A 24,538-nucleotide genomic window follows, 5' to 3' on the forward strand; every position below is an offset into this window, starting at 1 on the left:
GATAACTGATAACTGATAACTGATAACTGATAACTGATAACTGATAACTGAAAAGTGGAACGTTTAATTATATTTACGCGGTATCCCGAACCGGGAAAAACGAAAACTCGTCTCATTCCTGCATTGGGTGCGGAAGCTGCGGCAAAATTGCAGCGTCAAATGACAGAACATACCTTAAAACAAGCGCAAAAATTACTTAAATTTCGATCTCTTTCTCTAGAGGTTCATTTTGCGGGAGGAACAGAGGAATTAATGCGATCGTGGTTGGGATCGGAGTGGGTTTATTTTCCCCAAGCAACAGGAGATTTAGGAGAACGAATTCAAACGGCTTTTGAGAAGGGGTTTTCCGAGGGAATGAGGCGCATCGTTATTATTGGCATAGATTGTCCGGAATTGGATTGCGATCGCCTTTATGAAGCCTTTGAGACCCTTGAAAACAAAGATTTAGTGTTAGGGGAAGCTGATGATGGGGGTTATTATTTAGTCGGGTTGAGTCGAGAAATTCCGCAGTTATTTCAGGAAATTAACTGGGGGACTTCGCAAGTTTTGCGACAAACTCTTGAAATTGCAGAATCTTTAGGATGCGCGATCGCCAAACTTCCCGTTTTAAGCGATGTTGATTATCCCGAAGATTTACAAATTTGGGAACGGGTAATGGGTACTGGATAATGGTTTCTTTTCCTTAACTGGTGACTGTTAACTGTTAACTGCTTAAAAGCGGAAATCCGAGAGTTTCTCGTTGTTGTAAATATAATTGAGCAACTTTGCGTGCTAAATTGCGAATGCGTCCGATATAACCGGTGCGTTCAGTTACAGAAATAACGCCCCTTGCATCGAGTAAATTAAAAGTGTGGGAACACTTTAATACATAATCGTGACTGGGGAGAACTAAACCGCGATCGATGAGTTGTTTGGCTTCTTGTTCGTAGAGTTTGAACAAGTTAAATAAAAGATCGGGATTTGAGGCTTCAAAATTATAGGTACATTGTTCGATTTCCCCTTGAATAAAAATATCCCCATAATTGAGATTTTCGTTCCATTGAATTTTGGCGATCGCTTCCACATCTTGCAGATACATGGCCAATCTTTCCAACCCATAAGTAATCTCAATGGAAACGGGACGACAATCAATTCCTCCGCACTGTTGAAAGTAGGTAAATTGGGTGATTTCCATCCCATCCAACCACACTTCCCAACCGACTCCCCAAGCACCTAATGTAGGAGATTCCCAGTTATCCTCGACGAAGCGAATATCGTGATCTTCTGGGTGAATTCCCAAGGCTTTTAAGGAGTCGAGATAGACTTCTTGAATATCATCGGGAGAAGGTTTGATCAGGACTTGATATTGATAGTAATGCTGATAGCGATTAGGATTTTCCCCATAGCGTCCATCCGTGGGACGACGACAGGGTTCAACATAGGCAACAGACCAAGGTTCCGGGCCGATCGCTCGCAGGAAGGTATGATAGCTCATGGTTCCCGCACCCTTTTCCGTATCGTAGGGTTGCGCGATGAGACAGCCTCGATCGCTCCAAAAGTCGTGGAGTTGGGCAATGATGGATTGAAAACTTAAAGACACAAAAATTCAGGTATCGGTTGGCAATATTTTATTATCAGCGATCGGTTCATAATTCGCAATCTGGCTCGCATGATTGAGGGAAAGTCGAGAGGAGTTATAGCGTGGGAGACTCGGTATAATTGAGGAAAGTTGAGTAAACTGCTGCTATGACGGGAATTGTTCTCAATCTCAAACCTTTTATCGAGTTCAGCAATGACCAGTTTTACGAACTGTGTCAAAATCATCGAGATTTGCGATTTGAGCGGACTGCATGCGGAGAATTAATTATTATGCCACCTTTAGGAGGAGAAAGCGGTAATCGAGAAGCTAGTCTAATTAGCGATTTATTTATTTGGAATCAGCGATCGCGTCTCGGTAAGGTATTTAGTTCTTCAACGGGTTTTATCCTTCCTAATGGTGCAAATCGTTCTCCGGATACTGCTTGGGTTGCTCTAGAAAGATGGGAAGCACTGACACGAGAACAGCGTCAGAAATTTGTCCCACTTTGTCCCGATTTTCTCATTGAATTGCGTTCCGAGAGCGATTCTTTGCCTCCAGTGCAGCGAAAAATGGAAGAATATATCGAAAATGGATTGCGTTTGGGGTGGTTAATTGACCCTAGAAATCGACAAGTTGAAATCTATCGACAAGATCGGGATAAGGAAATTTTGGAACATTGCGATCGCTTGGAGGGAGAGGATATCCTTCCGGGGTTTGTTTTGGATCTGTCTGTGATTTGGGAGGAGTGAAGAGGAGTGAATATGAATTACGGTAATATCATTGAAACCATTATTCAAGAACAAGCAGATTTACATCAGTCTAGTTATGTTCCAACTGAGATTGTTTTCGATCGCGATCGCTATTTATTAATTCAAGTGGGGTGGGTAAACAGTCATTGGGTTTTTGCTGCATTTCCTGTTTAAAATCTTCTAAAGAACGAGTTCGTCCCGCATTGATATCTTCTAAACCTTCTTGAATGCCTGTAATTGTTTCTAGATATTCCATCATATCCAGCAATTTTTGATAGGAAATGGCATCTTGAACGACCAATTCAGCTTTCCCATTGACTGTTAATACAATAGGGTTTCCCGTTTGCTTCATCTGTTCGATAAACTCAGATGTATTGCGCTTGAAACTAGATAGAGATTGGATATAACGGTTCTCAAATAGATGGAGTACAGTTCAATCGAGTAAAGACAAGGCTTTTGGGTGCTGTTGATGTACCTCGGTAAATCGAGAAACGCTATATCGCGACTCAGGTTGAGCATGGTCGGAGTTTCACTAAATTTGCATTTAATTGAATGTTATTATATTTTGATTAACGCGATCGCAGAACTCGAAATCAAACAAGATTGAAAAATGGCCCCCCAGCGATCGCGGTATAATACCCAAATTCAGTCGATCGCGCCCCAATTATGAGTTTTCGAGACGAATTTGAATTACTATTGCGAGCCTGCTATCCCCTTATTTATATTCCTACCCCGGAAGAAGAACGAGCAGAAAACGCGATCGCAGCATCGGCAAAGCGATCGGGAAATCGCGCCGTCTATACTTGGGATTTTGTCGAAGGCTATCAAGATAACCCCAACAATGCCGGAATGGGTCGCCGCAACCCCCTACAGGCGCTAGAATTCATCGAACAACTCCCGGATGCTTCTCCAGTTATCTTCGTCCTACGAGATTTTCAGCGCTTTTTAGAGGATGTTTCTATCTCCCGCAAATTACGCAATTTAGCGCGAAAATTAAAATCCCAACCGAAAAATATTGTCATTATTTCCCCAGAAATTACCATCCCATCAGAATTAACTGAAGTTTTTACCATTGTTGATTTTCCTCTCCCCACTGCTGAAGACATTAAAACCGAAATTCAACGCTTATTAAGCTCCACAAGACAAACTTTAAGTGAAAATCTTTTAGATGAACTGACGCGATCGGCACGAGGACTCTCTAAAGAGCGAATTCGGCGGGTTTTAGCCAGAGCGATCGCGGCACATGGAAAAATAGAGGCAGAAGATGTGGAGTTAGTCCTCGAAGAAAAACGCCAATCGATTCGTCAAACCCAAATCCTCGACTTTTACCCTGCCAGAGAACAAATTTCTGATATTGGCGGCTTGGATAACTTAAAAGATTGGCTGTTGCGACGAGGCGGGGCATTTAGCGAGAAAGCGCGGGAGTATGGCTTGCCTCACCCTCGAGGGTTATTGTTAGTGGGCATTCAAGGCACCGGTAAATCCCTCACTGCAAAAGCGATCGCGCACCATTGGCATCTTCCTCTTCTGCGTCTCGATGTCGGGCGCTTATTCGGGGGTTTGGTGGGAGAATCAGAATCCCGCACCAGACAAATGATAACCCTCGCCGAAGCCCTCTCCCCTTGCATTCTCTGGATAGATGAAATTGATAAAGGATTTGCAGGTTTTGAAGGCAAGGGAGACTCCGGAACCACCAGCCGCGTCTTTGGGACCTTTATCAACTGGCTGGCAGAAAAGCGATCGCCAGTCTTTGTGGTGGCGACAGCGAATAATATTCAGACATTACCCCCAGAAATGTTAAGAAAAGGGCGATTTGATGAAATCTTTTTCGTGGGTTTGCCTTCTCAAGAAGAACGCAAAGCCATTTTATCCGTACATTTAACTCGCCTTCGCCCTCATAATTTACAAAACTACGATTTGCAACGATTGGCTTACGAAATACCAGATTTTTCGGGCGCAGAAATCGAGCAAATTCTCATTGAAGCAATGCACATTGGCTTCAGTCAAAACCGCGATTTTACCAACGATGATATTATTGAAGCAGCCAGTCAAATTGTCCCTCTCGCACGCACGGCACAAGAAAAAATTCAATTTTTGCAAGATTGGGCAGCAGCAGGAAAAGCAAGACTTGCCTCTCGGAAAACGATAGACGAACGATAAATGTTTTAGCATCAGTCAAATGAATAAAAAAAGAGCGAATCAACCCAAACAAAAGCATTATTTTTTTCTCAATCCTTACGCAGACTGTGCTTTTACAAAGTGTCCAAAATGTGACGCAAAAACAAAAATCCGTAAATTTCCTTTGGTTATTCATATTGAACCCAAACAGGTGTTATTGCTGAATAAAAAATGTAAATACTGCACTGACTGTGACTTAATTATTGTCAAACAGAAGCAGCTTGAATCTTTGATGGCTGCTCAATTTCACCGAGTCGATCCTGAAATTGTAGGCAATCAATATTTAGTGATGGGGACTCTTGAGAGACGAGATTGGAAACAAGGAAATCAAGGTTCTCTTACTTCCCAAGAGATAATCGATAGAATGTATCTTTTTCAAGACTACTGGGACTTTGAGGTTATTCCGGGTGGATGGTATGTGGATGAGGATTAACTTTATTGATGTTTCATTTTGGTATTGACAGACTCGCCGATCCAATTGAGATAAGCGCTAGATCCGGCAACAAGAGGAATTGCAATAATTTCGGGAACTTCGTAAGAGTGAAGCGATTGAATTTTCGTTTCGAGAGCGGGAAATAATGCCAGATCGGTTTTAATCGTTAATTGCCACTCGCGATCGCATTCAATTTTATCCTGCCAGCGATAAACCGACTGAATCGGCGCAATACTAACACAAGCCGCTAATTTTGTTTCGACTAAACTTGATGCGATCGCATGGGCTTCTTCTTCCGATCCTGCTGTCACGAAAACAAGCCCATATTGGTTTGAACTCTGAATTTCCCATGATTCATCAATCATTATTTTAATTGGGAATACTCCATTGCAAATCGATCGTCGAGAATTGATAAGCAATTGCTCTTGGTTCTATTTCCCTTGCTTTAGCACTTCTTTTCTTCATCTTGACTTTCTCCAAATCCACTTGCTGCAAAATCGCGCCTGTTAAGTTGGTTCGATCTAATAAAGCCTCGGTAAAATTAGCTCGGGCGAGATTGGCACTTTGGAAACTAACATTTTGTAAATGTGCTCCTCGGAAGTTTGCACCTACTAAATTTGCCCCTTCTAGATTCGATCCTCCCAACCTTGCACCACTGAAATCAACTCCTTCTAAATCGACTCCAGCGAGATCGACATCTTTGAGAAAAGTTTGACTCAAATTTGTCCCGTTAAAAGATGCACCATAGAATTTAGTCCCGGTTAGTCGCGCCTCGTACAAATTTGCCCAATTCAGATTCGCGCCACTTAAATTGGCTTGTCGTAAATTGGTTTTTTGTAAAGTTGCTCCACAAAGATTGCAGCCCCATAAATTGGCACGCCGCAAATTCGCATAGGATAAATTTGCGCCACTTATCCTTGCTCTAGGGAGTTTGCTGTCGATCATAAAAGAACCGTTTAAATTAGCCTTAGTCAAGTCTGCTTCAACGAATTTACAGCCACTGAGTTTGGCAAAATTCAGATTAGACCAATTTAAGGTGGCTCCACTTAAATCTGACTTGGTTAAAAAAGCACGGCTTAAATTGGCTCCCGCAAGATTGGCTTCTTTCAAGATCACGCCAATGAGCATTATGCCTTGTAAGTCGGCTCCACTGAGATCGATTCTGGAAAAATCTCTCTCGCCTTGTTCGTATTGTCGAATTAGGTGACGAACTTTCATCTTTTTATAATTTAACTGAGAAATATTGACTGCTGGATGGTACTTTTATTTTTCCCATTTTACGAGTCGAAGATCCCTATATTGCTCAAAGATTTGCGAATTGTTAAAAAACTTTTAAAAAGTTACGCGTTACATTTCTGCAAAATTTGCAACTCTTAACAATAGCTTCAATATTTACAGGATTAGCAGGGTAGGTAAAATTTTCTCGAGAGGAAAAAGCACAAAATCGCTTCAATTTTCATCCCTGCTTAGAGAATATACTTGTCCGTCAATCAATAAACGAGTAATCCCTTTCGCTCTTAAGTGCGGCTTTGCTTTTTGAAACATTTGTGAATCTGGTACTTTGATGACGCGCTGAGAACGCTTGGAGAAACGACGGGCAATTTTATGATTGTCAAAAACGGGGAGGGTTTGCTGGCGAAACTCGTCTGGGGGAATATCACCCAGATCGCTGAATTCTTCTAAAGGTCGGGTAATTAATTCGGCGGCGCGATCGATGACAAGGTAACAATTGCGCGGAAAACTAGCTGCGGACAAGGGAAGTATATTAATATCAGAAATCTTGGATCTTAGGTGAGGCAAGCTGTCTTCTCTGTCCCAATCTCCTTCATCTAACTCATCTTCTTCGTCTTCTTCATCTAGTTCGTCATCGAGATCGGTTAAATCTTCTCCCAACATTTCTTCAAGAGCATGAACGTCAACCTCTGTTTCGTTGTCCTCTGTTTCGTCTTCCTCGAAGTCAAAATATTGTTGAGATTCCTTAACTTTTAACGTTGGCATTGGCTTGGAGGTTACTGCGGGAGTTCCTTCAAGTTCGAGTTCGGGTTCGGGTTCAGGTGTAGGTTCGGGTTCGAGTTCGAGTTGAGGTACAGGTACAGATTCGAGTTCGGGTTCGGGTTCGCTAACAGAGGAGCGACGGCGGCGCGATCGCCTTATTTTACTTTGCGATTCATCTTTAGCAGATGGTTCTTTTTTTTCTTCTTCAGCATCAGTTACGAGATCGGTTTTTGAACTTAACCCTAAAGAAGCTCCGACACTACCATTATCTTGTTCTTTCTGTTCTTTGAACTGGTTCAATACTTGAGCGGCACCGCTTGGGGTTCGGCTCAAGCGTTTTTGCTGGATAAGTTCTTCATATTCATCACCAGCAAGGCGACTTTTTAAAAATCGACTGATCGTAGAACTGCTGACGCTATATCGTTCTGCTAAGGTTGAGGTTGTTTCTTTGGGTAGCCGATACAGATCGAGAATTTCTTTTTTGTCGGACTCCGTTAACTTTCTGGGGCTCATTTTTTGGTTATTTTTTGTTAGTTGTTGGTTGTTAGTTGTTGGTTTGGACTTCCCATTCTCGAGCGAGAGGCGATCGTTCCAGCCAATTGATAAATTCTTGTCGCTCTTTGTCTCCCATATCTTGGAGAATTTCCTCAATTCCTAGAGCAAAGTTGGTATTGCCAAAAAAACTTTTCCCAAGCCGATAGAGTTCTTCGAGAAAGAGGGTGAGGTGTTGTTCTTGCCATAACGGCACTTCAAAATTATCTTTGAGAGGATCGACATCAAGGAGGCGATCGAGGGCTTCTTCTGTGTCAGCTTGGGGGATTTGTTGGGCAGCAAGCGCTTTGCTTACTTCTTTTTGAAAAACTTTTGCTTGTCGTCCTCCCAAGAGTTCCTCGAGATCGAAATAAACTGCTTGTAAGAGGAGTAAACTGGCTTGAATGCAAGGAGCGGGGGCGATCGCGTTTTCCCCGGTTTTCGCTTCTTCCTTGAGGAGATCGATTTTATCGATTTGAGCGCGTTCCCAAATGCTGTGGCGCTTTTTTTCTTGCAAGAGAATGCAGAATTTTCCCTGATTATCGGTCAGATCTTTCCAGAAGTTTTTTGCTTCTTCGGCTTGAGCGGCATCATAGATATTAATCAGACGAAAGGTCTGATCTTGATATTTGAGGATGGGAATTTGTCGATCTTCTTGCTTGGGGTGCTGAATGTTGATAATTTCAACATCCTGCCTTTTGAGAATAAACATAGTCGGCTCGAGCGTTCGGAGAGGGGGTGAGGCATAGACAGCTTCGGGCAATCGTAGGATCGGGATTTTAGGCTGCCCGGTTTGGCGATCGCGCTTTGGGGCGCTCTCCTAGTTTACCCCGATCTTTACCCGATCGCGGCGATGTCAGAGTTAAACGATGAAGAAGCCACTCTATTTTGAGATCGCGCGATCGATTTGTGCCATTAAGTTTTGTGTTTCTGCAAGAACAACGACGATATTGTGATAAAGCGTGAGATCGTCAAAGAATTGATTAATTGCTCATTGAAAAAGAGGGTTACACGACAACCCTCTATTTATCTAGCATTGTTTATTGAACTAGCGGAACATACTACTGACCGAACTATCTTCGTGAATGCGCCAAATGGTTTCGCCAATCAAATTTGCCACCGAAATGACCTTCAATTGTTTGAATAGATTAGCATCGGGAACGGGAATGGTATTGGTGACGATCACTTCCTCAAAAACACCACTCGAAAGACGCTCGATCGCTGGAGGAGAAAATACTGCATGAGTCGCACAAGCATAAATTTGCCGCGCCCCTTGCTCCCGTAAAAACTTCGCCCCTTCTGTAATCGTCCCCGCCGTATCGATCATGTCATCGACTAAAACTGCTGTTTTGCCTCTCACATCACCGATCACATTCATCACTTCGGCAACATTGTGAGCTTGACGGCGCTTGTCAATAATGGCGAGAGGGGCATCATTTAACTTCTTGGCAAAAGCCCGCGCTCGGGCGACCCCACCGACATCGGGAGAAACTACCACCAGATCGTGTAAATTTTTACTTTGCAGATATTGCAAGATGACGGGAGAACCGTAAACGTGATCGAAGGGGATATCAAAATACCCTTGAATTTGAGCAGAATGCAAGTCCATCGCCACAATGCGATCGGCCCCCGCTTCCGTCATTAAATTGGCGACCAATTTCGCTGCAATCGATTCTCGTCCGGCAGTTTTGCGATCGGCTCTCGCATAACAATAATAGGGAATTACCGCCGTGATTTGTCTGGCCGAAGCTCGGCGACAGGCATCGATCACGATCAATAATTCCATCAAGCGATCGTTAACGGGATGGCTGCAGGGTTGAATTAAGTAGACATCGCACCCTCGAATCGATTCTTGGATTTGGACGTAGAGTTCTCCGTCAGCAAAACGCTTGCGGATCATCGGTCCCAAATCCATCCCCAAATAGCGAGCAATTTCCTGCGCGAGCGGAATATTCGCCGAACCCGAAAATAGCCGAAGGCGATTATTATCGGAAAGGGGGGTCAGCATTGGCTGAAGATTAACAGTTGCAATACGGCTCACGGCAAATTAAAAGAACCTCATTTCTTCGCAATCTTACCATTCCGATTATGCTATAAGAGAATTTATTTTTTTAAAGAAAACGAAAGTTTGTTAAAGATTAGATAAAGATGAAAATCTAAAGATAATGTTAGGGAATTTGCGGGGAAATCTTCAAGCATCCTAATAACTTTCCTGATGTTGCGGGGAAATTCTGGGTCATTTTTAGCCCAAACTGCACGGAAGGATGCAAAATTTAAACAGAGATATCCGTAAATTCTCTCGATCCTATCCGGAAAATTTCCTCCTATTTCTAGCCCCATGTCATTCACGCCCGATAAGCTCTTAAATCAACGCTACCGCCTGAAAAAAATTTTGGGTCGAGGAGGGTTTGGCCGCACCTATCTCGCGGAAGATACGGGGCGTTTTAACGAATTGTGCGCCCTCAAAGAAATTATCCCCGATCGCTCGTCACCAGAAATTCTTGCGAAGTCGAGAGAATTATTTCAACGGGAAGGGGCAACTCTGTACCATTTACAACACCCTCAGATTCCTCAATTTCGCGCCACGTTTGAAGAAAAGGGGAGTTGGTTTTTGGTACAGGATTATATTGAAGGGAAAACTCTGCGGGAATTGTTGAGAGCGCGTCTGAATACAAATACCCTCTTTTCTGAGGCGGAGGTGGGGCAGTTATTAGAGCAAATTCTCCCGGTTTTGGATTATCTCCACGGGGAAGGGATTATTCATCGAGATATTTCTCCGGAAAATATCATTGTGCGGGAAAGCGATCGCTTGCCGGTTTTGATTGATTTTGGGGTGGTCAAAGAATTAGTCACTTTGATTCAGTCTCCTCAACGTCCTCAAGGAGCAACGGTGGTGGGTAAAATCGGTTATTCTCCCAGCGAACAGTTCCAACGCGGGGAAGCGTATCCCAGCAGCGATCTCTACAGTTTGGCCGCGACAATGGTGGTGTTGATGACGGGACGCGAACCGAGGGATTTATTCGATGAGGAGAATTTAGCGTGGGATTGGGGACAATGGGTTGAGATGAGCGATCGCTTGGGACTGGTGTTAAAGAAAATGTTGAGCCAGCGACCCGGCGATCGTTATCCTTCTGCAACAGCCGTTTTGCAGTCATTACAGGGAGATTTCGTCCTGACCCAACCGCCTACCGCAGAACTGTCCCAAATGGCAACGGTTGCAGTGGGAGGAACGCAGCCAACACCGTTATCGCAAACTCAAGCAGCAACTCCAAAAACCACTGTTCCTCAAGCCCAAAAAGGCCGTCTCGATCCTTTATTTTTTTTGGGGATGACCCTCGTTATTAGTTTGGTGACAGGGGTAGGGTCGTGGAGTTTGGTGACGTGGTGGCTGAAATCGCGATCGCCTCAAGTTGAAGAAACGATTGTACCGCCTTCCTCATCTCCTCCTTCTCCCTCTCCCTCCCCTTCTCCTACGCCCACCCCAGAGCCGCCGCAACTTTCCGAACGCAGCATCGTGCTTTCTGTGGGTCAACCGTTTAGCGAACGATATTCGTTAGGGAAAAAGAAGGATCGGGTGCGCTATAAGTTTTCGGCGCAAAAAGGACAAACTTTGGAAGCGATCGCGAGAAGTGGGGGCGTATGGATGACGATTTTGAACTCGCGAGGGCGTAGTTTAAGTTCTGATACGGAAAATGTGCAAAGCTGGGAAGGAAAGTTACCGGAAACAGGGGAATATGCGATCGAACTGGTGGCGATCCCCAATGTTCCGCAAAATAATTATCGCTATCGTTTAACTTTGGTGCTGACCGACCCCGAGCAACCTAAACCCGACCCCACGCCAGAGTTCACGCCTTCTCCGACTCCCAAACCCGAACCGACACCAGAGTTCACGCCTTCTCCGACTCCCAAACCCGAACCGACACCAGAATTCAGCCCCGATCCTGTCTTTACCCCTGAACCCTCTCCCCCATCTCCTTCGCCTTCTCCTTCGCCCTCTCCTTCACCCCAAGCCCAACAACCTCGCTATGATGTTGAACCTGTAGAGGTTTCGCCAAATATTGAAGGGTCGAAAATACAATTGTTTGGTACGACTTCCCCCGATCGCGTTAAACGTTATTTGGTCTTTGTGGAACAGGGGCAAACCTTATCGGCGGAAATGCAGTCCGGTCGCGCGACGATGAATATTCACTATCCCAATGGGCAATTGATGGAAGAGGCGGAAAAGGTGGTGTTATGGGAGGTGGAAGCGCCGCGATCGGGAGATTATCAAATTGATATCATGGCGGCGGAAGTGACGGATTTTGCGCTGGATGTGAGAGTTAAATCGCAATGATGCCGACCAAATTCAAGAGGACGCGCATTATCTGGACGAGATTCGCCGCGATCGAAGAGTTTAGAAACAGGTAAAGTTACAATTTGACCGTTAGTTTCTGTGGTCAGTATTGTTGAAAGATTAACATCTCGCAATACCGAAATTGGAATCGTAAAAATAATATGAAAATTCGATTGTACTTTATATTTGCGATCGCTATCTTAACTATTTTATTCCAAAGCCGTGCGATCGCGTATCTCATCTCATTCCAGAATCGCAAGCGTAAAATTTTGTTACAAAACTTGAAACAGGTCAAAATCGGAATTTTTTGTCTGGAGAAGTTCACAATATCGATATTTTCTAGCTCAATTTTCAACCCCTTATAATACAATGCCGACAGAATCGATTGTTTCCAAGAGAACCAAACAATGAATATCGAACTTCTCACGACTTGGATTCACCCCATGTTAGCCGTAATTTGGGTGTTTCCCCTGATTGGGATTGTCACCTATTTTTCCCTACAAACGCGCCAGCGTCGCCTGCAAGCGGCAGCAGGAGCAAAAAGTAAGATCCCCCCCGCCGTCGGTCTCGAACACGTTAAAATGGGTCGTTGGCTGGCAGGAAGCGTCGTTGTTTTATCTCTAATCGGATTTGCTCACCCCACGATCGCCAAAGGATTTATCGGCAAAAATTTAATGGCTGAAGCACCTTTTCGGGGCATTTTCTTGATTCTCGTTTTTGTATTTACATTAATTTCTCTGATTTTACTCTATCGTGCCAAACCCAAACTTTGGCGCGCTCTTTTTGCAACCTTAACCAGCATGGGATTGATTATTATTGGCTCTCAGGAATGGATTTTTCGCCGTGGCAATGAGTGGTACTGGTCGCACTATTACTACGGTTTATTTGCCGCAATTTTCATGGTCATTTCCTTAGCGATCGTGCCAGAAATTTATAAAGATCGCTCTTTAGCATGGCGCAGGCTTCATATTGCTCTCAATAGTTTCGCCCTGCTTTTATTCATCGGACAAGGCATTACTGGAATTCGCGATGTTGCTGAGATTGCTTTCTATTCAGCAAAATAGAATTGGTTATTTGTTATTAGTTTTTGCCTTGCCGATAACTGATAACAAATAAAAGATAGTTTCTTGCAATATAAAATAATCAACTTTAGCAGAAAAATGAACAGAAAATATTTACAACTGATCGTAAAACTCTCATGTCTAACTCTTTACTCTTTACTCTTTACTCTTTACTCTAAAACTTCTGCCCAAACGGTTAAACCCGATCGCTTTTTCTCTGCGGATCCTGCCGACATGGATGCCAGTAAAATTGTTGAGGCCAATTCTCAACAATTAATCGAGACGAGAGATTGCGAACGTTGCAATTTGATCGGTGCCGATTTGAGAGGTCAAAACTTAGAACGTTCTTATTTAAGAAGCAGTAATCTAGAAGAAGCAAACTTAAGATTTGTAAGTTTGAGATATGCCGATTTACGAGGAGCAAACCTCGGCAGCAGTAACTTAAGCCATGCGGATTTACGAGAAGCAAAATTAATTGGTGCCGATTTATTTCAAGCGAATTTAACACAAATAACAGCCATTGAAGCTGATTTAACTGGTGCTTTACTCGGAGGAGCAAATCTCAATGATGCCTCATTATTTCAAGCTAATTTAACCGATGTCGATCTCAATCGAGCAACTCTCGATCGCGCACAATTACAAGAGGCGAATTTAACCCGGGCCAATTTAACTTTAGCCCGCTTGCAAAAGGCGAATTTGAGTCAGGCCGACCTCAGTGGTGCTGACTTGAGAAAAGCAGATTTGAGCGATGCCGACTTGAGCAATGCAACCTTAGAATTTGCCGATTTAAGAGGTGCATTTCTTTTTGGAACGGATTTAAGCAATGCTAATTTATGTAGTGCAGCCATGCCCGATGGTACGATTTCAGAACAAGGCTGTCAACCAGAAGCAGAAGTAATTCCTCCTGAAAACCCAGTTGAGACAACTCCCAATAACTCCCCTCCCGTAGAACCCATTGAGATAAATTGAATGGTTATTAGCGATGAGTTAAATTAACCCAAAAATTTCCTAAGAGAGGAGTAACCAACAACCAATAACCAACAACTAATAATTATTTGGATCTAATTCATCCAGAATGGTAAAGCGGACGTGATTGATGGCTAACTCTCCAATGGAAACTTTTTCCTTGGAAATGGGAGTATCTTGAATGTATAATTTTTCAAAGGGAACGCCTTTAGCCATTTCCGCATGATACCAAGCCAAACCCATAAAAAAGCGAGTGGGATAAGGTCCCCCTTCGTTAATATCATCGGGGTTGGATTCCATCGGCAACCAACCAAAACCGGGGAGATAAAACTCCATCCAAACATGATTAAAATCCGGTTCGAGAGGGAGGGATTGTTCTAAAGGTTTGCTGGGACATTTATAGCGTCCGACAGTGCGGGAAGCAATGCCATTTAACCGCGCCAAAGCCAGTAAAACCCCCAAGTATTCGCCGCACGATCCCACTCCCCTTGCTAAAGCCACATCGGGAGTATCAATATGGGGTTTGATACCATAGGAAAGGCGATCGTAAACATAATTGCGAATGTTATACATTTTCCGCAAAACATTGGTTTCACCATCGATCGCATCTTTGGCGGCTCGTTGAATGATCTCTTTATCCATGGCCAAATTATCATTATCGACCAGATAGCGATCGCAATATTCTGAGGGCATTTCCGGCACGTTTTCCCCGTCTTTCGGTCCGAATTGATACTTGATACCCCAAACTTCTAAGAGGGCTTTCCAACCAAAAATATAGCGCTGGTCTGAGGTCAATTTCTCGAATTTAAACACGGCGATACGCTGGCCGTCGATGATTCTTTCTTCAAAAGGCAAGCCAATGGGTTCGACTTTTCGCACTTTCTGCCGTTGGGTTTCGGCGGGGAGAGCAATACGCCATTCTAAATCTTGCAGTTCGATCGGATCGAGGGGGGATAATTCTTCGGTGTAAGACATCTCCACTAAATACCCATTAGACCGAGCAAAGTTTTCCTCGGGATGGTAATGGAAATAAAGAGGATGAATAAAAGTGCGATCGCGATACTGTAATTCGTGATTGGGGTGGGCGTTGGGGTTGTCGCGAATATAGGGTTCCTCGTGGGCATAAGCGACGTAAAGCATGTCTTTTCCTGATGCAGAATCGGCATGAAATGCCAGTCCTGTCGGATTTTCAAAAGGCGTTAAAACGCTAAATTTTAATGCTCCCGTGGCGCGATCGAGACAGTAAACACTTTGTTCGTCATCATCGCACAACCACAATTCTTCTCCTTTGACAGTAATATTTTCGACCCCGATTCCCGGTAGAAACAAGCGCGTAATTTCTCGCCGCGTTTCTCGGGAGAAAATAAAAATACAACCCTCGCGCATGGAAGTCACATAAATCGTAGAATCTAAGACCGCAATGCCATTGGCAGGATGATAAAGGCTGATAAAACGATGAGGCTGAAGGCCTTCGCTTAAAGAACAAAAATAAACATCTTCATTGCGAGTAAACCAAAGCGTATCTTCCGCGATCGCCAATCCTGTTGCTCCGACAAAATCTTGCCAGCAATGATGGTTGAGAATTGTCGTATCGTCCGTGGCGGGATCTATCTTAAGCAAGTAGCCATTGGTGGCATCTAAGGCATAGAGCATCTCCCCTTGGAAAGCAATGCCGCGAATAGAAGCCGCCGCGATCGGGCGAATAGTTCTGGACTTTTGAGCCAGATGAGGTAAAACAGAGATAGGCGGATCTGGAATCATTTTGGATTTCGGTGAAGGTCAAGGAGTCACGATTGGGTTTTTGATGATGTCTCGTCTTCGATTGAATTGTCTCAGATCGATTAACTTAACAGAATCCAGACCGATCTCAATGCTCGGGATGAACTTTTAAAGGTTTTAATAACAATGAAACTCGAGGGCAGGAAAGAGCATCTACAGCAAAGAACGGGACTATCTTATCTCATCTCATCGGATTTATATTGGATTTCTATCGGGGTGCAACGGGCAAATACTCATCTTATACATTACGCGTTATCAGGATAAGCAAATTATGCGTTTTTTAACATCTCGTCTTTTTCCCGCTCTGGGTTTGGCCGTGGGAACGGCTTTATTAACCGGATTATCTGGCGCGATCGCCCCAACGGGAGAATTATTAGCTCAGAGCATTCCCAGCCAGTGGACCAATGCTAATTTTACCCCTCCTGCTAATTTGGGCGCTCCCGATCGCAGACAAGCTGGCGGGACTCGCAATGGTGGAGGTTCTTTGGAATTGACAGCATTAGTACCGGCGGCCAATTTTGGCGTGACAGTGGCGGATAATACTTCTGTTTTTGTTTATTTGCCCCAAGGGAAGGAGAACAAAACCCGGGATCTCCAGTTTGAACTCATCGATGCAAGCGATCGCGTGGTTCACGCCGCCGAGTATGAGGTTTCTGGGGCTGAGGGAATTCTCCGCATTGCCATTCCCGAAACGAACGAGAAAGGAGAAAATTTGTTAGTTGAAGGGCGCGATTATTATTGGATCGTGACGATGTACGACGAAACTGATGAAGCCTTGGTGTTAGAAAGTTGGATTCGCCGCGTTCCCGTTTCTGGAGAAATGGCCGCGCAATTGTCCGGTAAATCGGCTCGCGACAAAGCTCGCCTTTTGGCCGAGAACTCGATTTGGTATGGGGCGTTAAATCAATTGGCGCTGGCCTATCAAGAAAATCCCACGGATGCTGCGATCGCGCAAGATTGGCAACAATTGCTGCAAGCGGCAGGGTTGGAGAGTGTTAGCAAACTCTCTGCCAATGCGTTTCTCGTTCCGGAAACAGTTACATCCAGCACCTTTTAGAGGATGCGATCGTGCAGTTTTCTGAAAAACTGAGAGAGAATGCTCCCTCAGTTTTTTGTATTTAAGGTTCGGGTCTCGTAGTTTAATACAATTGAGGAACAAAAAACTGCTCGTTGAGCGGGGGACGAATGTAGTTTTGAGGAGCGCTTTTGCGAGGAGGAAGTTCTAGGGGTTTAGGGGTCATATCAATGTAGGGAATCTTGCTGAGAAAATGACTGATGCAATTGAGACGAGCATGTTTTTTGTCATCTGCTTTTACCGTAAACCAAGGTGCTTCGGGAATATTGGTATGGGCAAACATGACATCTTTAGCTTGAGAATATTCCACCCAGCGATCGCGCGATTCTAAATCCATCGGGCTAAGTTTCCAACGACGAGCCGGATCTGTGGTACGAGATTGAAAACGGCGTTCTTGCTCTTCATCTTTCGTTCTGAAGTTTTGAGCTTAGTTTTCTTCTCTTGCTTGCGTTTTTTCTTCTTTTTCTTTTTCTGACTGGCTTTGGGGAGATTGTTGTTTTTTTTGTCTGCGATCGCAGGTGCGGAATTATTCTCATTCATGGGTTTAGTTTTCATTACACAAATGGTCTTTATCAATTACTCTTTCTCAGCTTGAGCATACGAGAAAAATCAGGAGATTGATGGTTTCCTCTGTCTCTCTTGGTCAGCAAAAAAAAACATCAGAATCCCTTTGAATTTGAAGGTCAAAGCAGCATTCGGAGTCAGTACTTTCCTGTTACTTTTCCCCAGCAATCTCGATTTTAAAAAGATTCGAGAAATCCGGATTTTTCCTCGCAATGGATGCTTCTATATCAAATAAACCCAAAATGTCTCGAGCAAACAGTACTAAAAGAAGAGCGATGGGCGATCGCAAGGGGAATTGTTGGCAAAATATGATAGCGATCGCACCAGAGAAGAATCTCCGTCGCGATCGAACAGAAAAGGCAAAGGTTTTGAGTTAAAGGCTTTCATCGGTGCGATCGAGTAAAATTGGCTTCATGTTAATCTGTTGAGCCTATCACCACGGAATATGGAGAGAAGGCAGTAAATCTCTCAGTTTTTGATTCCAAGGTGCATAGTACTCATCTAACAATGTTTTTGCTTCCTTGGGTATGGGTTTATATGGCTGGGTATTTCCTTTTGAAGACCGTCCTCGAATCACCCATAAATCACGTTTATTTTTTTCGGCTAAAGGTTGATAATCAAAAGGCGGTAATTTGAGAAATGCAAGGATTTTATCCATCATTTGAAATGGATCTCGTTGAAAGTTTTCTAATAAGACAATATATAAACGATCGCGCGGAAAATATCGCCACCATGTTTCTAAATGTAAGGCATAATGTCCAATACTTAACAAGCGATCGCAAGAATTTGCTTCTTTTGCTGATAGTCGTTTTTTAATTAAGGAGACAAAATCGGTATTCACATATTCAGGAATCGATCCGATAACTTCTTGTGCAGCTTTTCCCATTTGATAAGCTGAGTAAGTGCGTAGGGTTGGGTTTCTCAATAAAACAATAAATTTCCCTGAAGGCATCATTCGCGAAATCAATTTGGGAATGGCTAAATTGCGATTATATTTATCCCAATAAGCTGGCGTTTTCTCAAATGTTTGGAGAGAACGCGATAAAAACTGATGCTTGTCTTTCGATAACAAATAAGCAGGATTGAGAAGATAACGAATCCATTCGTTTTCCATATCTATAACTTCATCAAAAAAGTGGCATTCTTCAGGTGCGCCTTTGAGATTGGGATGAAGATCGAGCCAAGTATGGAGTTCGCGAGTGCCGCATTTCTGTGCGCCAATAATTAGAAAACTTGGGACTGCATAATAAGCATGGTTTCCTTCAGATAATGGATAAGCAATAACAGTTCCTGCATCCAGATCGTGGAGTGTAATTTCAGGATAATAGATTACTTTTTTCGTCATAAATATTTTATATATTTTAGAGTTTTTTGTATTCAGAATAAGAGAGGTAAGTTGGATATTTTTCTAGCCAGCAGTCGATCGAAAAAGGGTAGTATTTTTGAAAATTTATTGCATTTTTAGTACAAATTTGAATCATTTTATGAAGTGTTTTATGTCTTAAGCCAAAGTTTAGAGCGCGTTGAATGTTGTTCTCTGAAAAATCCATAAAATTTGCGGGAATCTTTATATTTTTCTGTGCTTTCATAAAATTCTCTTGCATTGTATTAGTATATTCTAAAAAGAAACGATCGCTATCATTCTCGATTCCCAAAAAATGCTTTAATGCTTCTAGTGATTTTTTTCGATATTTTTCTTCAACAATATTGATAATGAGAATATCGTCTCGAGGAAAATATTGATAGTATTGTGATAACTGCCAAGCATAATTACTATAATTTAGATATTTGTTGGGAATCGTTGAAAATACGCGATCGATCTCTAATGGCTCGCGATCGACCAATAAGTTATGGAAAAAATGAGAAATTGCTCTTTGTAATGGATCGCGAACGAGATAAATTAATTTAACATTTTTTAAAAGTTTTTCGATCCGCATTGGTATGCCGGGATAATCTGGATATTTTGCATAGTGAGTCGAGGCTTCTAGCTTGATTCCCGTACTTTGAGGAAACATTTTTAAATACCAGCTAAGCCCCATGTCCCAATTCCCTCCTCGATCGCGATCGACAAAAAATTGAGTATCTTTCACCTTCGATGCGGTAATCAATGAGGAATGTTTAGATAAAGAATGAAATAATGAAGTCGTCCCGCATTTCATTGCACCAATAATAATACAATGTTGATTTTGCTGATTTTCCATGAATCAATTTTGAATAACGAGACCGTCGTAGGCCATAATAATATTATCATGACAATGTTTGATAGAATCAAAGAGTAATGTTCTGTTTTTGCGATCTGGATACTTTAATACGCCAAAATGAGTAATGACAATCTTTTGAGCATGAGTTGCAGTAATGATTTCTTTTAACTCTTCTAAAGTCAAATGAAATCCATTGGTTTTCTTTCCTGCAAGAGGGCTAGATTCGATAATAAGAGTCTCGCAATCTTGGGTTATATCGAGGAGAGCGTGACATAATGTGCTATCGACACAATAACTGATAGAGGTGTTTTTAAGCTGCAATTGAGCGCCAATCACTGGAGTATTATGTTTTAATGCTCTTGTCTTGATGGTAAATCCATCAAAATCAATAGTTGTATTGTCAACCGAGCAAATATGAACCGGAAATCCGAGTTGATGGCTCGGTTTCATAAAAGGATAAGAAAATAAAGTTTCTAAATAAGTCTTAAGCGCTTCATGGATAATAAGAGTTAAGGAGGCAGGTTGAAACATTGGTAAAATATGCAATCCATAACAGTGATCTAAATGGAGATGTGAAAGCAGAACAGTTACATTTTTATTGCGAATACTTTCTCTATCTAAGCGGCGAATTCCTGTTCCTAAATCAAACAGAACAATATCTCTATTATCGATAAAGACTCCCGTACAACTGGTACAACCGGATTCATTCTCAAACCAGCCAGAAGTTCCGTAAAAAACAATATTCAAAGGTTTTAATCTCCTCTTTCTCGAAAGTAATTCCTGATTCTGATAGCATATTCGTTCTCTTCATTTTGCCATTGCCATGCTCCATTCTCATTGATTCTCAGGTAATCATCGATCGCAAACCGATCGTCTTGAATAATTTGGTAGCGATTACTATAACGACGATTTTGATAATTCCCTTGAACAAGATGATAAATTTTGTTTTTTAGGCAAGAAACTTGTCCATTAATAGTCTGAAAAACCCGATCTCCCCAAGAATTAAATAGACGAGATAATCTGGGATTCAAAGAAAGTGCTTGCAAAAAAGTGGGGTGATATCCCATCGCCGATGCGAATAAAGCCTTGTCACCGCTTCCTAAGATCATAAAATCGGCAAAACCTAGATGTTTTACTGTATCTATTTTTGCTCCCCATGCAAAACCGGGATTACAACCAATTTTTAAACTAACACCGCTTTGAGAGAAATAGTCACGAAGAGTAATATCGCGATCGCAACTCTCGACAACAGATTTTCGGATCGAGCCAGTAGGAACAAAACTTCCCTTCTCAAGGGTTATATCTTCTACTCGATTAAAGAGTTGAATCAGTCGAGCGCTTTCCAGTTTTTCTTTTAACTGTTCTTGCCAATTATTATTAAAAATAATATCAGCGTCAGCCCAAACGATATATTGATGATTCTTCTGTAAATGCGATAAGGCAATATTATAGAATCTTTCTTTTTGCCAAACGACAGAAGCAAAAGGAATCTCAATGATTTTAAGGTTCTGAGAGGGAGCAATGCGATCGGGATCTAAACCATAACAAACTAGAATTATATCGACCTGTCGATCCAAAGAGGCTAGCGTTTTAATCAGAGCAATATACCTATCTTGACGAGCGGAAAAATTAAAATAGGCGAGAATAACAACCGTATCCATTAGCGATCGCTGATTGGAAAATAAAGGACGCAAATCTGATTTGCGTCCTTTGTGATTTTAGCTTTCCGTGTCTAGTTCGGTTGTCGGCGGTTCGGGTTGAGCGTTAAGCTGCTGTTGTCGAATGAGTTCGAGTTGTTGGCGGCGAAAGTCTTCACTTGCCCGATTTAATTGGCGTTGGGTGTCTTGTTGGAATTGTCCTAGCGATCGCCCATTGCTAAAGTTAGCATTATGAATTAACTCGAAAGGATTAAAATTGTCCCCTCCTTCTCCAAACAAAGGATCGCTCTCATTACCCTGAAAGCCTTCCGTTGTTGAATTATGGCGGATTGGCGCTTGTTGTGCGAGGCTTTCTTGCCCAAGGAAAACCGGGGCGATCCCCAAGCCTAAAACCAGACTCATACCTGTAAGAATCGATAAGGATTGGCGTTTCATAATTTTTTATAGAAACAGAGAACTTGATAAGACAGAGAACTTGATGAGTGAGATGCAATTCAGCCTGCAACCATTATAGTGAACGAAATCCCCTTGCGATCGCGATCGCATCATTACTTTTTTTCTCTCATCTCTCATATTTCATCGGCTCTCTGGAGATTTCTATGCTACGCTAGAGAATGGAAATTTAGAATCGGTAGAAAAGTCTGGGATCTCAAAAACAGACTACTCTCTGAATCTTGGTTTCTTTCTTTTTGGTTTGGTTTGATTCTGGAGATACACGATCGATGTCAATTTATGTGGGAAATCTCGCTTACAGCGTAACTCAAGAAGAACTAGAATCCGCCTTTGCCGAATATGGCACTGTTAAGCGGGTTTACCTTCCCACGGAAAAGGAAACGGGTCGCCCTCGGGGCTTTGGGTTTGTCGAACTAGAAAATGAGGGCGACGAAGACAAGGCAATAGAAGAGCTTGACGGTGCTGAGTGGTTCGGCCGAGTATTAAAGGTCAATAAAGCAAGGCCTCGAGAATCCTAAGCGCTTGGTGTTCAAAAACGCCACTTAAAAAGCGATGCAATAAAATTTAAAGAAAGTTTGTTTAGCTAAGTTGCCTTTCAAGGCGACTTGGCCAACTTTCATCGGCCATAATAAAATTAAATTGTTCAATAGTTTAGGAGGAATCCGAATGACTCAAGTCACCGTTGGTGAAAACGAAGGAATTGAATCAGCATTACGCCGTTTTCGACGAGAAGTATCTAAAGCTGGAATTTTCGCAGATATGAAGCGCCTGCGCCATTTTGAAACCCCTCAAGAAAAAAAGAAACGCAAGGCGATCGCCAGACGACGGAAAAAGCGCTTCAGTTAGATAAATTGGGTCATGGGTCATGGGTAATTGGTAATCGATCGGGTAAAGTGTTTCCCGTTTTCCTTGCCCTAAACCCTCATACAGCCAGATTTGATGGGACTGCTACGATCTCTGTATATTCGTAAGGTTCTGACGATTGTTTGACAAGGGGATAGTCAACCCCCCCGATCGCGATCGCGTCTTCTTGGCAATCGGGTTTGGGAGAATGATAGAGCAAGACATATTCTCTGCCAATAGAATTCTGAACTTCTATGGCAACCTCGCCGCGCCATTGAGTTTTTGTGACTAAGATAATGAGTTGGTTGGCAAGTTGAGGAATGGATCGGGCGACTTGTCGGCGATAGATTTCGTCTAAACTACCAAAAGGAGAGTCCATAACAATTGGGAAGGTGCTGCTATCGGGCCCCATCAGTGTGGTGTTTTGACTCCACTCGCGCACGCGATCGATAATACCGCCAATAAAAGATAAACTGAGAATTTGATTTTCTCCCGTGGATGCGGCAACGGATCGGGCAATTCCAGAAGTATTTTCAATTAATGTGAGTTCGTATTCCGAACTCAGACGGGGAAGGTAAGGAGTAAAAGAAATATCACTGAAAATCTCTTGGACTCGTTGTTCTAGGGATAAGCGAAATTGTTTTTCTAAACGCGATCGCACTTCGATCAGTCGCGCGATCGCATCTTGTGTGGCTGCGATACGCTGTTGTGCGAGGGTTTGTTTTTCAACTTTTAATTGTTGCTTGCTAATTTGTTTTTCTAAAGTCGTTAATTCTTTGGCGAGGCGATCGCATTCTTGTTGGGTGGCTCCTTGGTCTAAAGTGAGTTCGCGGATCGTGTCTTCGGTTTCATCTAAGCGTTTCTGTAAATCTTGGATATCTTCATCGGGATACGTTCGCAGTTTTTGCTTGAGATCGTCGAGTTCGTTTTCAACTCTGGCTAATTCTCGGCGATCGCGATCGGTTTGCGCTTGAGTGCGATCGACATTCTGCCAAAATTCGGGAATTTGTTTTTCTAACTCTTTGACTCCTTCTTCTAAACGAATAGCCGTTTCTTCGACATCTGCCATTCCTGCTCTATTCATCCATGTCAAGACCTCTTGATAGTTGGAGGTTTGTTCGAGTAATTCTGTCCCGCAAATACAGCGTTTTTGGTTTAAGAGATTCTCTACGAAACGTTGTTTAATCCCAGAAGGAAGTTCTCCTTTATCGCGCAAATCCTTGACAATTTCTTTGAATTGTGTATTAATTTTCGGTGTTAAAACAGTATAGCCATTACTGGAAATTAAGCGCTTTAGTTCTGCTTTTGCTTGTCCGAGATTTTTACGAATTGTTTTTTCTTGTTTCTCTAATTTATCTTTTAATTTTTGTAGGTCTTTTGCCCCACTTAATTGTAGGAGTTGCTGGCTGAGTTTTTGTTTGAAATCTGTATAGAGAGAGAGTTTCTGTTTGAGTTCTTCTTGTTTTTCAGTGAAGCGATCGCTTTCTTTTTCCAGTTTATTTTGTTGTTTGAGTAAATCTCTAATTTCAGAGCCGCCGATTGATTTTAATTCATCTTGGAGTTTTCGCTTGACGACTTTTAAATGGTCAATCGCGCGATCGAGAACTTTAACCCCTAATAATTCTTTCGTATCTTCGGCGATATTGTTAGCGCGATCGGAGCGGAAGAAATGGTCAATTCGTTCGCCATCAAAAAAGAAATATTGGTGTAAACTTTCCGGAAGAATGCGACTGATAATATCCTCGACTTGTTGATCGGGACAAACCCAACGTCCATCCTCTTTGCCAACTCGCAGAAACAATGTACTTTGATTGTATTGAATTTTATCATTGCGATCGCGACAAGCATAGCATTGTCGCTTTAAATGATAGCGTTTATCTTCATGTTCAAAATAAAGTTCAACGTGACATTCTACCGATGTCCCGATCTTCACTTCTTGAATGGCGCGTTGATTGATCAAAAGCTCTGGAAAAGCAAAGGCAGCCGTAAATTTTTCATAAAGTACCCATGTAAAGGCATTGAGCAATGTCGTTTTTCCTGCTCCATTGTTACCATGAATCACTGTTGTATTTTTGTCTCCACTCGCCAATTTAATTGTGGGAGTTTTTCCATAAAATTGACGAAAGTTACACAGTTTCAAAGAAATTAATTTCATTGGTTA

26 protein-coding genes and 2 pseudogenes are annotated in these 24,538 nt (G+C 42.6%); 12 read left to right on the plus strand and 16 right to left on the minus strand.

The features are described from left to right. The first annotated feature begins 54 nt into the window (after nt 1-54). Nucleotides 55-669: a TIGR04282 family arsenosugar biosynthesis glycosyltransferase gene (locus AC6RV6_RS24520; RefSeq protein WP_500243515.1), complete on the plus strand. Its 615-nt coding sequence runs from the start codon at nt 55-57 to the stop codon at nt 667-669. 34 nt (nt 670-703) lie between these two features. On the opposite strand, the gene glyQ is transcribed toward AC6RV6_RS24520, so the two are convergent. Then, entirely contained in the window at nt 704-1,579 is an 876-nt protein-coding gene (gene glyQ, locus AC6RV6_RS24525; RefSeq protein WP_500243516.1) for a glycine--tRNA ligase subunit alpha, read from the minus strand. A 146-nt stretch (nt 1,580-1,725) separates the two neighbouring features. On the opposite strand from glyQ, the gene AC6RV6_RS24530 reads away from it, so the two are divergent. Together AC6RV6_RS24530 and AC6RV6_RS24535 are read left to right on the plus strand one after the other, a co-directional pair. Then, the gene (locus tag AC6RV6_RS24530) at nt 1,726-2,307 is read left to right on the plus strand and encodes a Uma2 family endonuclease (protein ID WP_500243517.1); all 582 of its coding nucleotides are present in this window, start codon (nt 1,726-1,728) and stop codon (nt 2,305-2,307) included. 12 nt (nt 2,308-2,319) lie between these two features. Next, nucleotides 2,320-2,403 (plus strand): annotated as a pseudogene (locus tag AC6RV6_RS24535) (hypothetical protein); the annotation flags it as partial. Here the strand turns inward: AC6RV6_RS24535 and AC6RV6_RS24540 are convergent. After that, nucleotides 2,378-2,710 carry a type II toxin-antitoxin system Phd/YefM family antitoxin gene (locus tag AC6RV6_RS24540; RefSeq protein ID WP_500243550.1) on the minus strand — a complete coding sequence of 111 codons (333 nt, stop codon included), beginning with the start codon at nt 2,708-2,710 and terminating at the stop codon, nt 2,378-2,380. The pseudogene AC6RV6_RS24535 and the gene AC6RV6_RS24540 overlap by 26 nt on opposite strands. Nucleotides 2,711-2,973: 263 nt before the next feature. On the opposite strand from AC6RV6_RS24540, the gene AC6RV6_RS24545 reads away from it, so the two are divergent. Both AC6RV6_RS24545 and AC6RV6_RS24550 read left to right on the plus strand, forming a co-directional pair. Continuing rightward, the gene (locus tag AC6RV6_RS24545) at nt 2,974-4,467 is read left to right on the plus strand and encodes a Ycf46 family AAA ATPase (RefSeq protein ID WP_500243518.1); all 1,494 of its coding nucleotides are present in this window, start codon (nt 2,974-2,976) and stop codon (nt 4,465-4,467) included. A 19-nt stretch (nt 4,468-4,486) separates the two neighbouring features. Next, on the plus strand, nt 4,487-4,918 hold the full coding sequence (locus AC6RV6_RS24550) for a hypothetical protein (RefSeq protein ID WP_500243519.1): 432 nt from the start codon (nt 4,487-4,489) through the stop codon (nt 4,916-4,918). A 2-nt stretch (nt 4,919-4,920) separates the two neighbouring features. Here AC6RV6_RS24550 and cutA read toward each other — a convergent pair whose 3' ends face one another. From cutA to AC6RV6_RS24575, 5 genes are all read right to left on the minus strand, one after another. After that, nucleotides 4,921-5,283 (minus strand): divalent-cation tolerance protein CutA, encoded by a 363-nt coding sequence (gene cutA / locus AC6RV6_RS24555; RefSeq protein WP_500243520.1) that lies wholly within the window; start codon nt 5,281-5,283, stop codon nt 4,921-4,923. A 4-nt stretch (nt 5,284-5,287) separates the two neighbouring features. Further along, nucleotides 5,288-6,136 (minus strand): pentapeptide repeat-containing protein, encoded by an 849-nt coding sequence (locus tag AC6RV6_RS24560; RefSeq protein WP_500243521.1) that lies wholly within the window; start codon nt 6,134-6,136, stop codon nt 5,288-5,290. Between the two features lie 231 nt (nt 6,137-6,367). Then, nucleotides 6,368-7,426: a transposase gene (locus tag AC6RV6_RS24565; RefSeq protein WP_500243522.1), complete on the minus strand. Its 1,059-nt coding sequence runs from the start codon at nt 7,424-7,426 to the stop codon at nt 6,368-6,370. 31 nt (nt 7,427-7,457) lie between these two features. Beyond that, nucleotides 7,458-8,156 carry an Npun_F0813 family protein gene (locus AC6RV6_RS24570; RefSeq protein ID WP_500243523.1) on the minus strand — a complete coding sequence of 233 codons (699 nt, stop codon included), beginning with the start codon at nt 8,154-8,156 and terminating at the stop codon, nt 7,458-7,460. A gap of 336 nt (nt 8,157-8,492) precedes the next feature. After that, the gene (locus AC6RV6_RS24575) at nt 8,493-9,452 is read right to left on the minus strand and encodes a ribose-phosphate pyrophosphokinase (RefSeq protein ID WP_500243551.1); all 960 of its coding nucleotides are present in this window, start codon (nt 9,450-9,452) and stop codon (nt 8,493-8,495) included. A gap of 330 nt (nt 9,453-9,782) precedes the next feature. Here AC6RV6_RS24575 and AC6RV6_RS24580 point away from each other — a divergent pair, with 330 nt between their 5' ends. The 3 genes from AC6RV6_RS24580 (at nt 9,783) to AC6RV6_RS24590 (ending at nt 13,807) form a co-directional block, all read left to right on the plus strand. After that, entirely contained in the window at nt 9,783-11,777 is a 1,995-nt protein-coding gene (locus AC6RV6_RS24580) for a protein kinase domain-containing protein (RefSeq protein WP_500243524.1), read from the plus strand. A gap of 407 nt (nt 11,778-12,184) precedes the next feature. Beyond that, entirely contained in the window at nt 12,185-12,841 is a 657-nt protein-coding gene (locus AC6RV6_RS24585) for a DUF4079 domain-containing protein (RefSeq protein WP_500243525.1), read from the plus strand. Between the two features lie 96 nt (nt 12,842-12,937). Beyond that, complete coding sequence (locus AC6RV6_RS24590; RefSeq protein WP_500243526.1) at nt 12,938-13,807, plus strand: pentapeptide repeat-containing protein; 870 nt, start codon at nt 12,938-12,940, stop codon at nt 13,805-13,807. Between the two features lie 75 nt (nt 13,808-13,882). Here the strand turns inward: AC6RV6_RS24590 and AC6RV6_RS24595 are convergent, their stop codons facing one another. Then, nucleotides 13,883-15,565: a transglutaminase domain-containing protein gene (locus AC6RV6_RS24595; RefSeq protein WP_500243527.1), complete on the minus strand. Its 1,683-nt coding sequence runs from the start codon at nt 15,563-15,565 to the stop codon at nt 13,883-13,885. Between the two features lie 289 nt (nt 15,566-15,854). Here AC6RV6_RS24595 and AC6RV6_RS24600 point away from each other — a divergent pair, with 289 nt between their 5' ends. Further along, on the plus strand, nt 15,855-16,640 hold the full coding sequence (locus AC6RV6_RS24600; RefSeq protein ID WP_500243528.1) for a DUF928 domain-containing protein: 786 nt from the start codon (nt 15,855-15,857) through the stop codon (nt 16,638-16,640). An 82-nt stretch (nt 16,641-16,722) separates the two neighbouring features. Here the strand turns inward: AC6RV6_RS24600 and AC6RV6_RS24605 are convergent. Next, a pseudogene (locus tag AC6RV6_RS24605) lies at nt 16,723-17,076 on the minus strand (polyphosphate kinase 2 family protein); the annotation flags it as partial. After that, a complete protein-coding gene (locus tag AC6RV6_RS24610) occupies nt 16,986-17,213 on the minus strand; it encodes a hypothetical protein (RefSeq protein WP_500243529.1) in 228 nt (75 codons plus the stop codon). The pseudogene AC6RV6_RS24605 and the gene AC6RV6_RS24610, both read right to left, overlap by 91 nt. Before the next feature lie 251 nt (nt 17,214-17,464). Here AC6RV6_RS24610 and AC6RV6_RS24615 point away from each other — a divergent pair, with 251 nt between their 5' ends. Further along, nucleotides 17,465-17,599 carry a hypothetical protein gene (locus AC6RV6_RS24615; protein ID WP_500243530.1) on the plus strand — a complete coding sequence of 45 codons (135 nt, stop codon included), beginning with the start codon at nt 17,465-17,467 and terminating at the stop codon, nt 17,597-17,599. 56 nt (nt 17,600-17,655) lie between these two features. On the opposite strand, the gene AC6RV6_RS24620 is transcribed toward AC6RV6_RS24615, so the two are convergent. Genes AC6RV6_RS24620 through AC6RV6_RS24640 form a run of 5 tightly spaced genes read right to left on the minus strand, consistent with a single transcriptional unit; the run spans nt 17,656 to nt 21,516 of the window. Further along, on the minus strand, nt 17,656-18,567 hold the full coding sequence (locus AC6RV6_RS24620) for a sulfotransferase family protein (protein ID WP_500243531.1): 912 nt from the start codon (nt 18,565-18,567) through the stop codon (nt 17,656-17,658). A 16-nt stretch (nt 18,568-18,583) separates the two neighbouring features. Then, nucleotides 18,584-19,423, minus strand: a complete 840-nt coding sequence (locus tag AC6RV6_RS24625; protein ID WP_500243532.1) for a sulfotransferase domain-containing protein — start codon at nt 19,421-19,423, stop codon at nt 18,584-18,586. Nucleotides 19,424-19,426: 3 nt separating this feature from the next. Next, nucleotides 19,427-20,170 carry an MBL fold metallo-hydrolase gene (locus AC6RV6_RS24630; RefSeq protein WP_500243533.1) on the minus strand — a complete coding sequence of 248 codons (744 nt, stop codon included), beginning with the start codon at nt 20,168-20,170 and terminating at the stop codon, nt 19,427-19,429. Between the two features lie 5 nt (nt 20,171-20,175). Beyond that, a complete protein-coding gene (locus AC6RV6_RS24635; RefSeq protein ID WP_500243534.1) occupies nt 20,176-21,117 on the minus strand; it encodes a hypothetical protein in 942 nt (313 codons plus the stop codon). Nucleotides 21,118-21,141: 24 nt separating this feature from the next. After that, on the minus strand, nt 21,142-21,516 hold the full coding sequence (locus AC6RV6_RS24640) for a hypothetical protein (RefSeq protein ID WP_500243535.1): 375 nt from the start codon (nt 21,514-21,516) through the stop codon (nt 21,142-21,144). Between the two features lie 287 nt (nt 21,517-21,803). Here AC6RV6_RS24640 and rbp point away from each other — a divergent pair, with 287 nt between their 5' ends. Together rbp and rpsU are read left to right on the plus strand one after the other, a co-directional pair. Continuing rightward, on the plus strand, nt 21,804-22,052 hold the full coding sequence (rbp, locus tag AC6RV6_RS24645) for an RNA-binding regulator (RefSeq protein ID WP_500243536.1): 249 nt from the start codon (nt 21,804-21,806) through the stop codon (nt 22,050-22,052). Nucleotides 22,053-22,200: 148 nt separating this feature from the next. After that, nucleotides 22,201-22,380, plus strand: coding sequence for a 30S ribosomal protein S21 (gene rpsU, locus AC6RV6_RS24650; RefSeq protein WP_072621663.1), 180 nt, complete (start codon nt 22,201-22,203; stop codon nt 22,378-22,380). Between the two features lie 76 nt (nt 22,381-22,456). Here rpsU and AC6RV6_RS24655 read toward each other — a convergent pair whose 3' ends face one another. Next, on the minus strand, nt 22,457-24,532 hold the full coding sequence (locus AC6RV6_RS24655) for an AAA family ATPase (protein ID WP_500243537.1): 2,076 nt from the start codon (nt 24,530-24,532) through the stop codon (nt 22,457-22,459). Nucleotides 24,533-24,538: the final 6 nt, after the last annotated feature.

The sequence above is a fragment of the Spirulina sp. LEGE 11439 genome, assembly GCF_059821285.1.

What these genes read in the sequence shown, in the direction of transcription:
- AC6RV6_RS24530 (WP_500243517.1), top strand. Translation starts at nt 1,726, where the DNA reads ATGACGGGAATTGTTCTCAATCTCAAACCTTTTATCGAGTTCAGCAAT.
- AC6RV6_RS24545 (WP_500243518.1), top strand. Translation starts at nt 2,974, where the DNA reads ATGAGTTTTCGAGACGAATTTGAATTACTATTGCGAGCCTGCTATCCC.
- AC6RV6_RS24550 (WP_500243519.1), top strand. Translation starts at nt 4,487, where the DNA reads ATGAATAAAAAAAGAGCGAATCAACCCAAACAAAAGCATTATTTTTTT.
- cutA (WP_500243520.1), bottom strand. Translation starts at nt 5,283, where the DNA reads ATGATTGATGAATCATGGGAAATTCAGAGTTCAAACCAATATGGGCTT.
- AC6RV6_RS24560 (WP_500243521.1), bottom strand. Translation starts at nt 6,136, where the DNA reads ATGAAAGTTCGTCACCTAATTCGACAATACGAACAAGGCGAGAGAGAT.
- AC6RV6_RS24565 (WP_500243522.1), bottom strand. Translation starts at nt 7,426, where the DNA reads ATGAGCCCCAGAAAGTTAACGGAGTCCGACAAAAAAGAAATTCTCGAT.
- AC6RV6_RS24570 (WP_500243523.1), bottom strand. Translation starts at nt 8,156, where the DNA reads ATGTTTATTCTCAAAAGGCAGGATGTTGAAATTATCAACATTCAGCAC.
- AC6RV6_RS24575 (WP_500243551.1), bottom strand. Translation starts at nt 9,452, where the DNA reads ATGCTGACCCCCCTTTCCGATAATAATCGCCTTCGGCTATTTTCGGGT.
- AC6RV6_RS24580 (WP_500243524.1), top strand. Translation starts at nt 9,783, where the DNA reads ATGTCATTCACGCCCGATAAGCTCTTAAATCAACGCTACCGCCTGAAA.
- AC6RV6_RS24585 (WP_500243525.1), top strand. Translation starts at nt 12,185, where the DNA reads ATGAATATCGAACTTCTCACGACTTGGATTCACCCCATGTTAGCCGTA.
- AC6RV6_RS24590 (WP_500243526.1), top strand. Translation starts at nt 12,938, where the DNA reads ATGAACAGAAAATATTTACAACTGATCGTAAAACTCTCATGTCTAACT.
- AC6RV6_RS24595 (WP_500243527.1), bottom strand. Translation starts at nt 15,565, where the DNA reads ATGATTCCAGATCCGCCTATCTCTGTTTTACCTCATCTGGCTCAAAAG.
- AC6RV6_RS24600 (WP_500243528.1), top strand. Translation starts at nt 15,855, where the DNA reads ATGCGTTTTTTAACATCTCGTCTTTTTCCCGCTCTGGGTTTGGCCGTG.
- AC6RV6_RS24610 (WP_500243529.1), bottom strand. Translation starts at nt 17,213, where the DNA reads ATGAAAACTAAACCCATGAATGAGAATAATTCCGCACCTGCGATCGCA.
- AC6RV6_RS24615 (WP_500243530.1), top strand. Translation starts at nt 17,465, where the DNA reads ATGTCTCGAGCAAACAGTACTAAAAGAAGAGCGATGGGCGATCGCAAG.
- AC6RV6_RS24620 (WP_500243531.1), bottom strand. Translation starts at nt 18,567, where the DNA reads ATGACGAAAAAAGTAATCTATTATCCTGAAATTACACTCCACGATCTG.
- AC6RV6_RS24625 (WP_500243532.1), bottom strand. Translation starts at nt 19,423, where the DNA reads ATGGAAAATCAGCAAAATCAACATTGTATTATTATTGGTGCAATGAAA.
- AC6RV6_RS24640 (WP_500243535.1), bottom strand. Translation starts at nt 21,516, where the DNA reads ATGAAACGCCAATCCTTATCGATTCTTACAGGTATGAGTCTGGTTTTA.
- rbp (WP_500243536.1), top strand. Translation starts at nt 21,804, where the DNA reads ATGTCAATTTATGTGGGAAATCTCGCTTACAGCGTAACTCAAGAAGAA.
- rpsU (WP_072621663.1), top strand. Translation starts at nt 22,201, where the DNA reads ATGACTCAAGTCACCGTTGGTGAAAACGAAGGAATTGAATCAGCATTA.
- AC6RV6_RS24655 (WP_500243537.1), bottom strand. Translation starts at nt 24,532, where the DNA reads ATGAAATTAATTTCTTTGAAACTGTGTAACTTTCGTCAATTTTATGGA.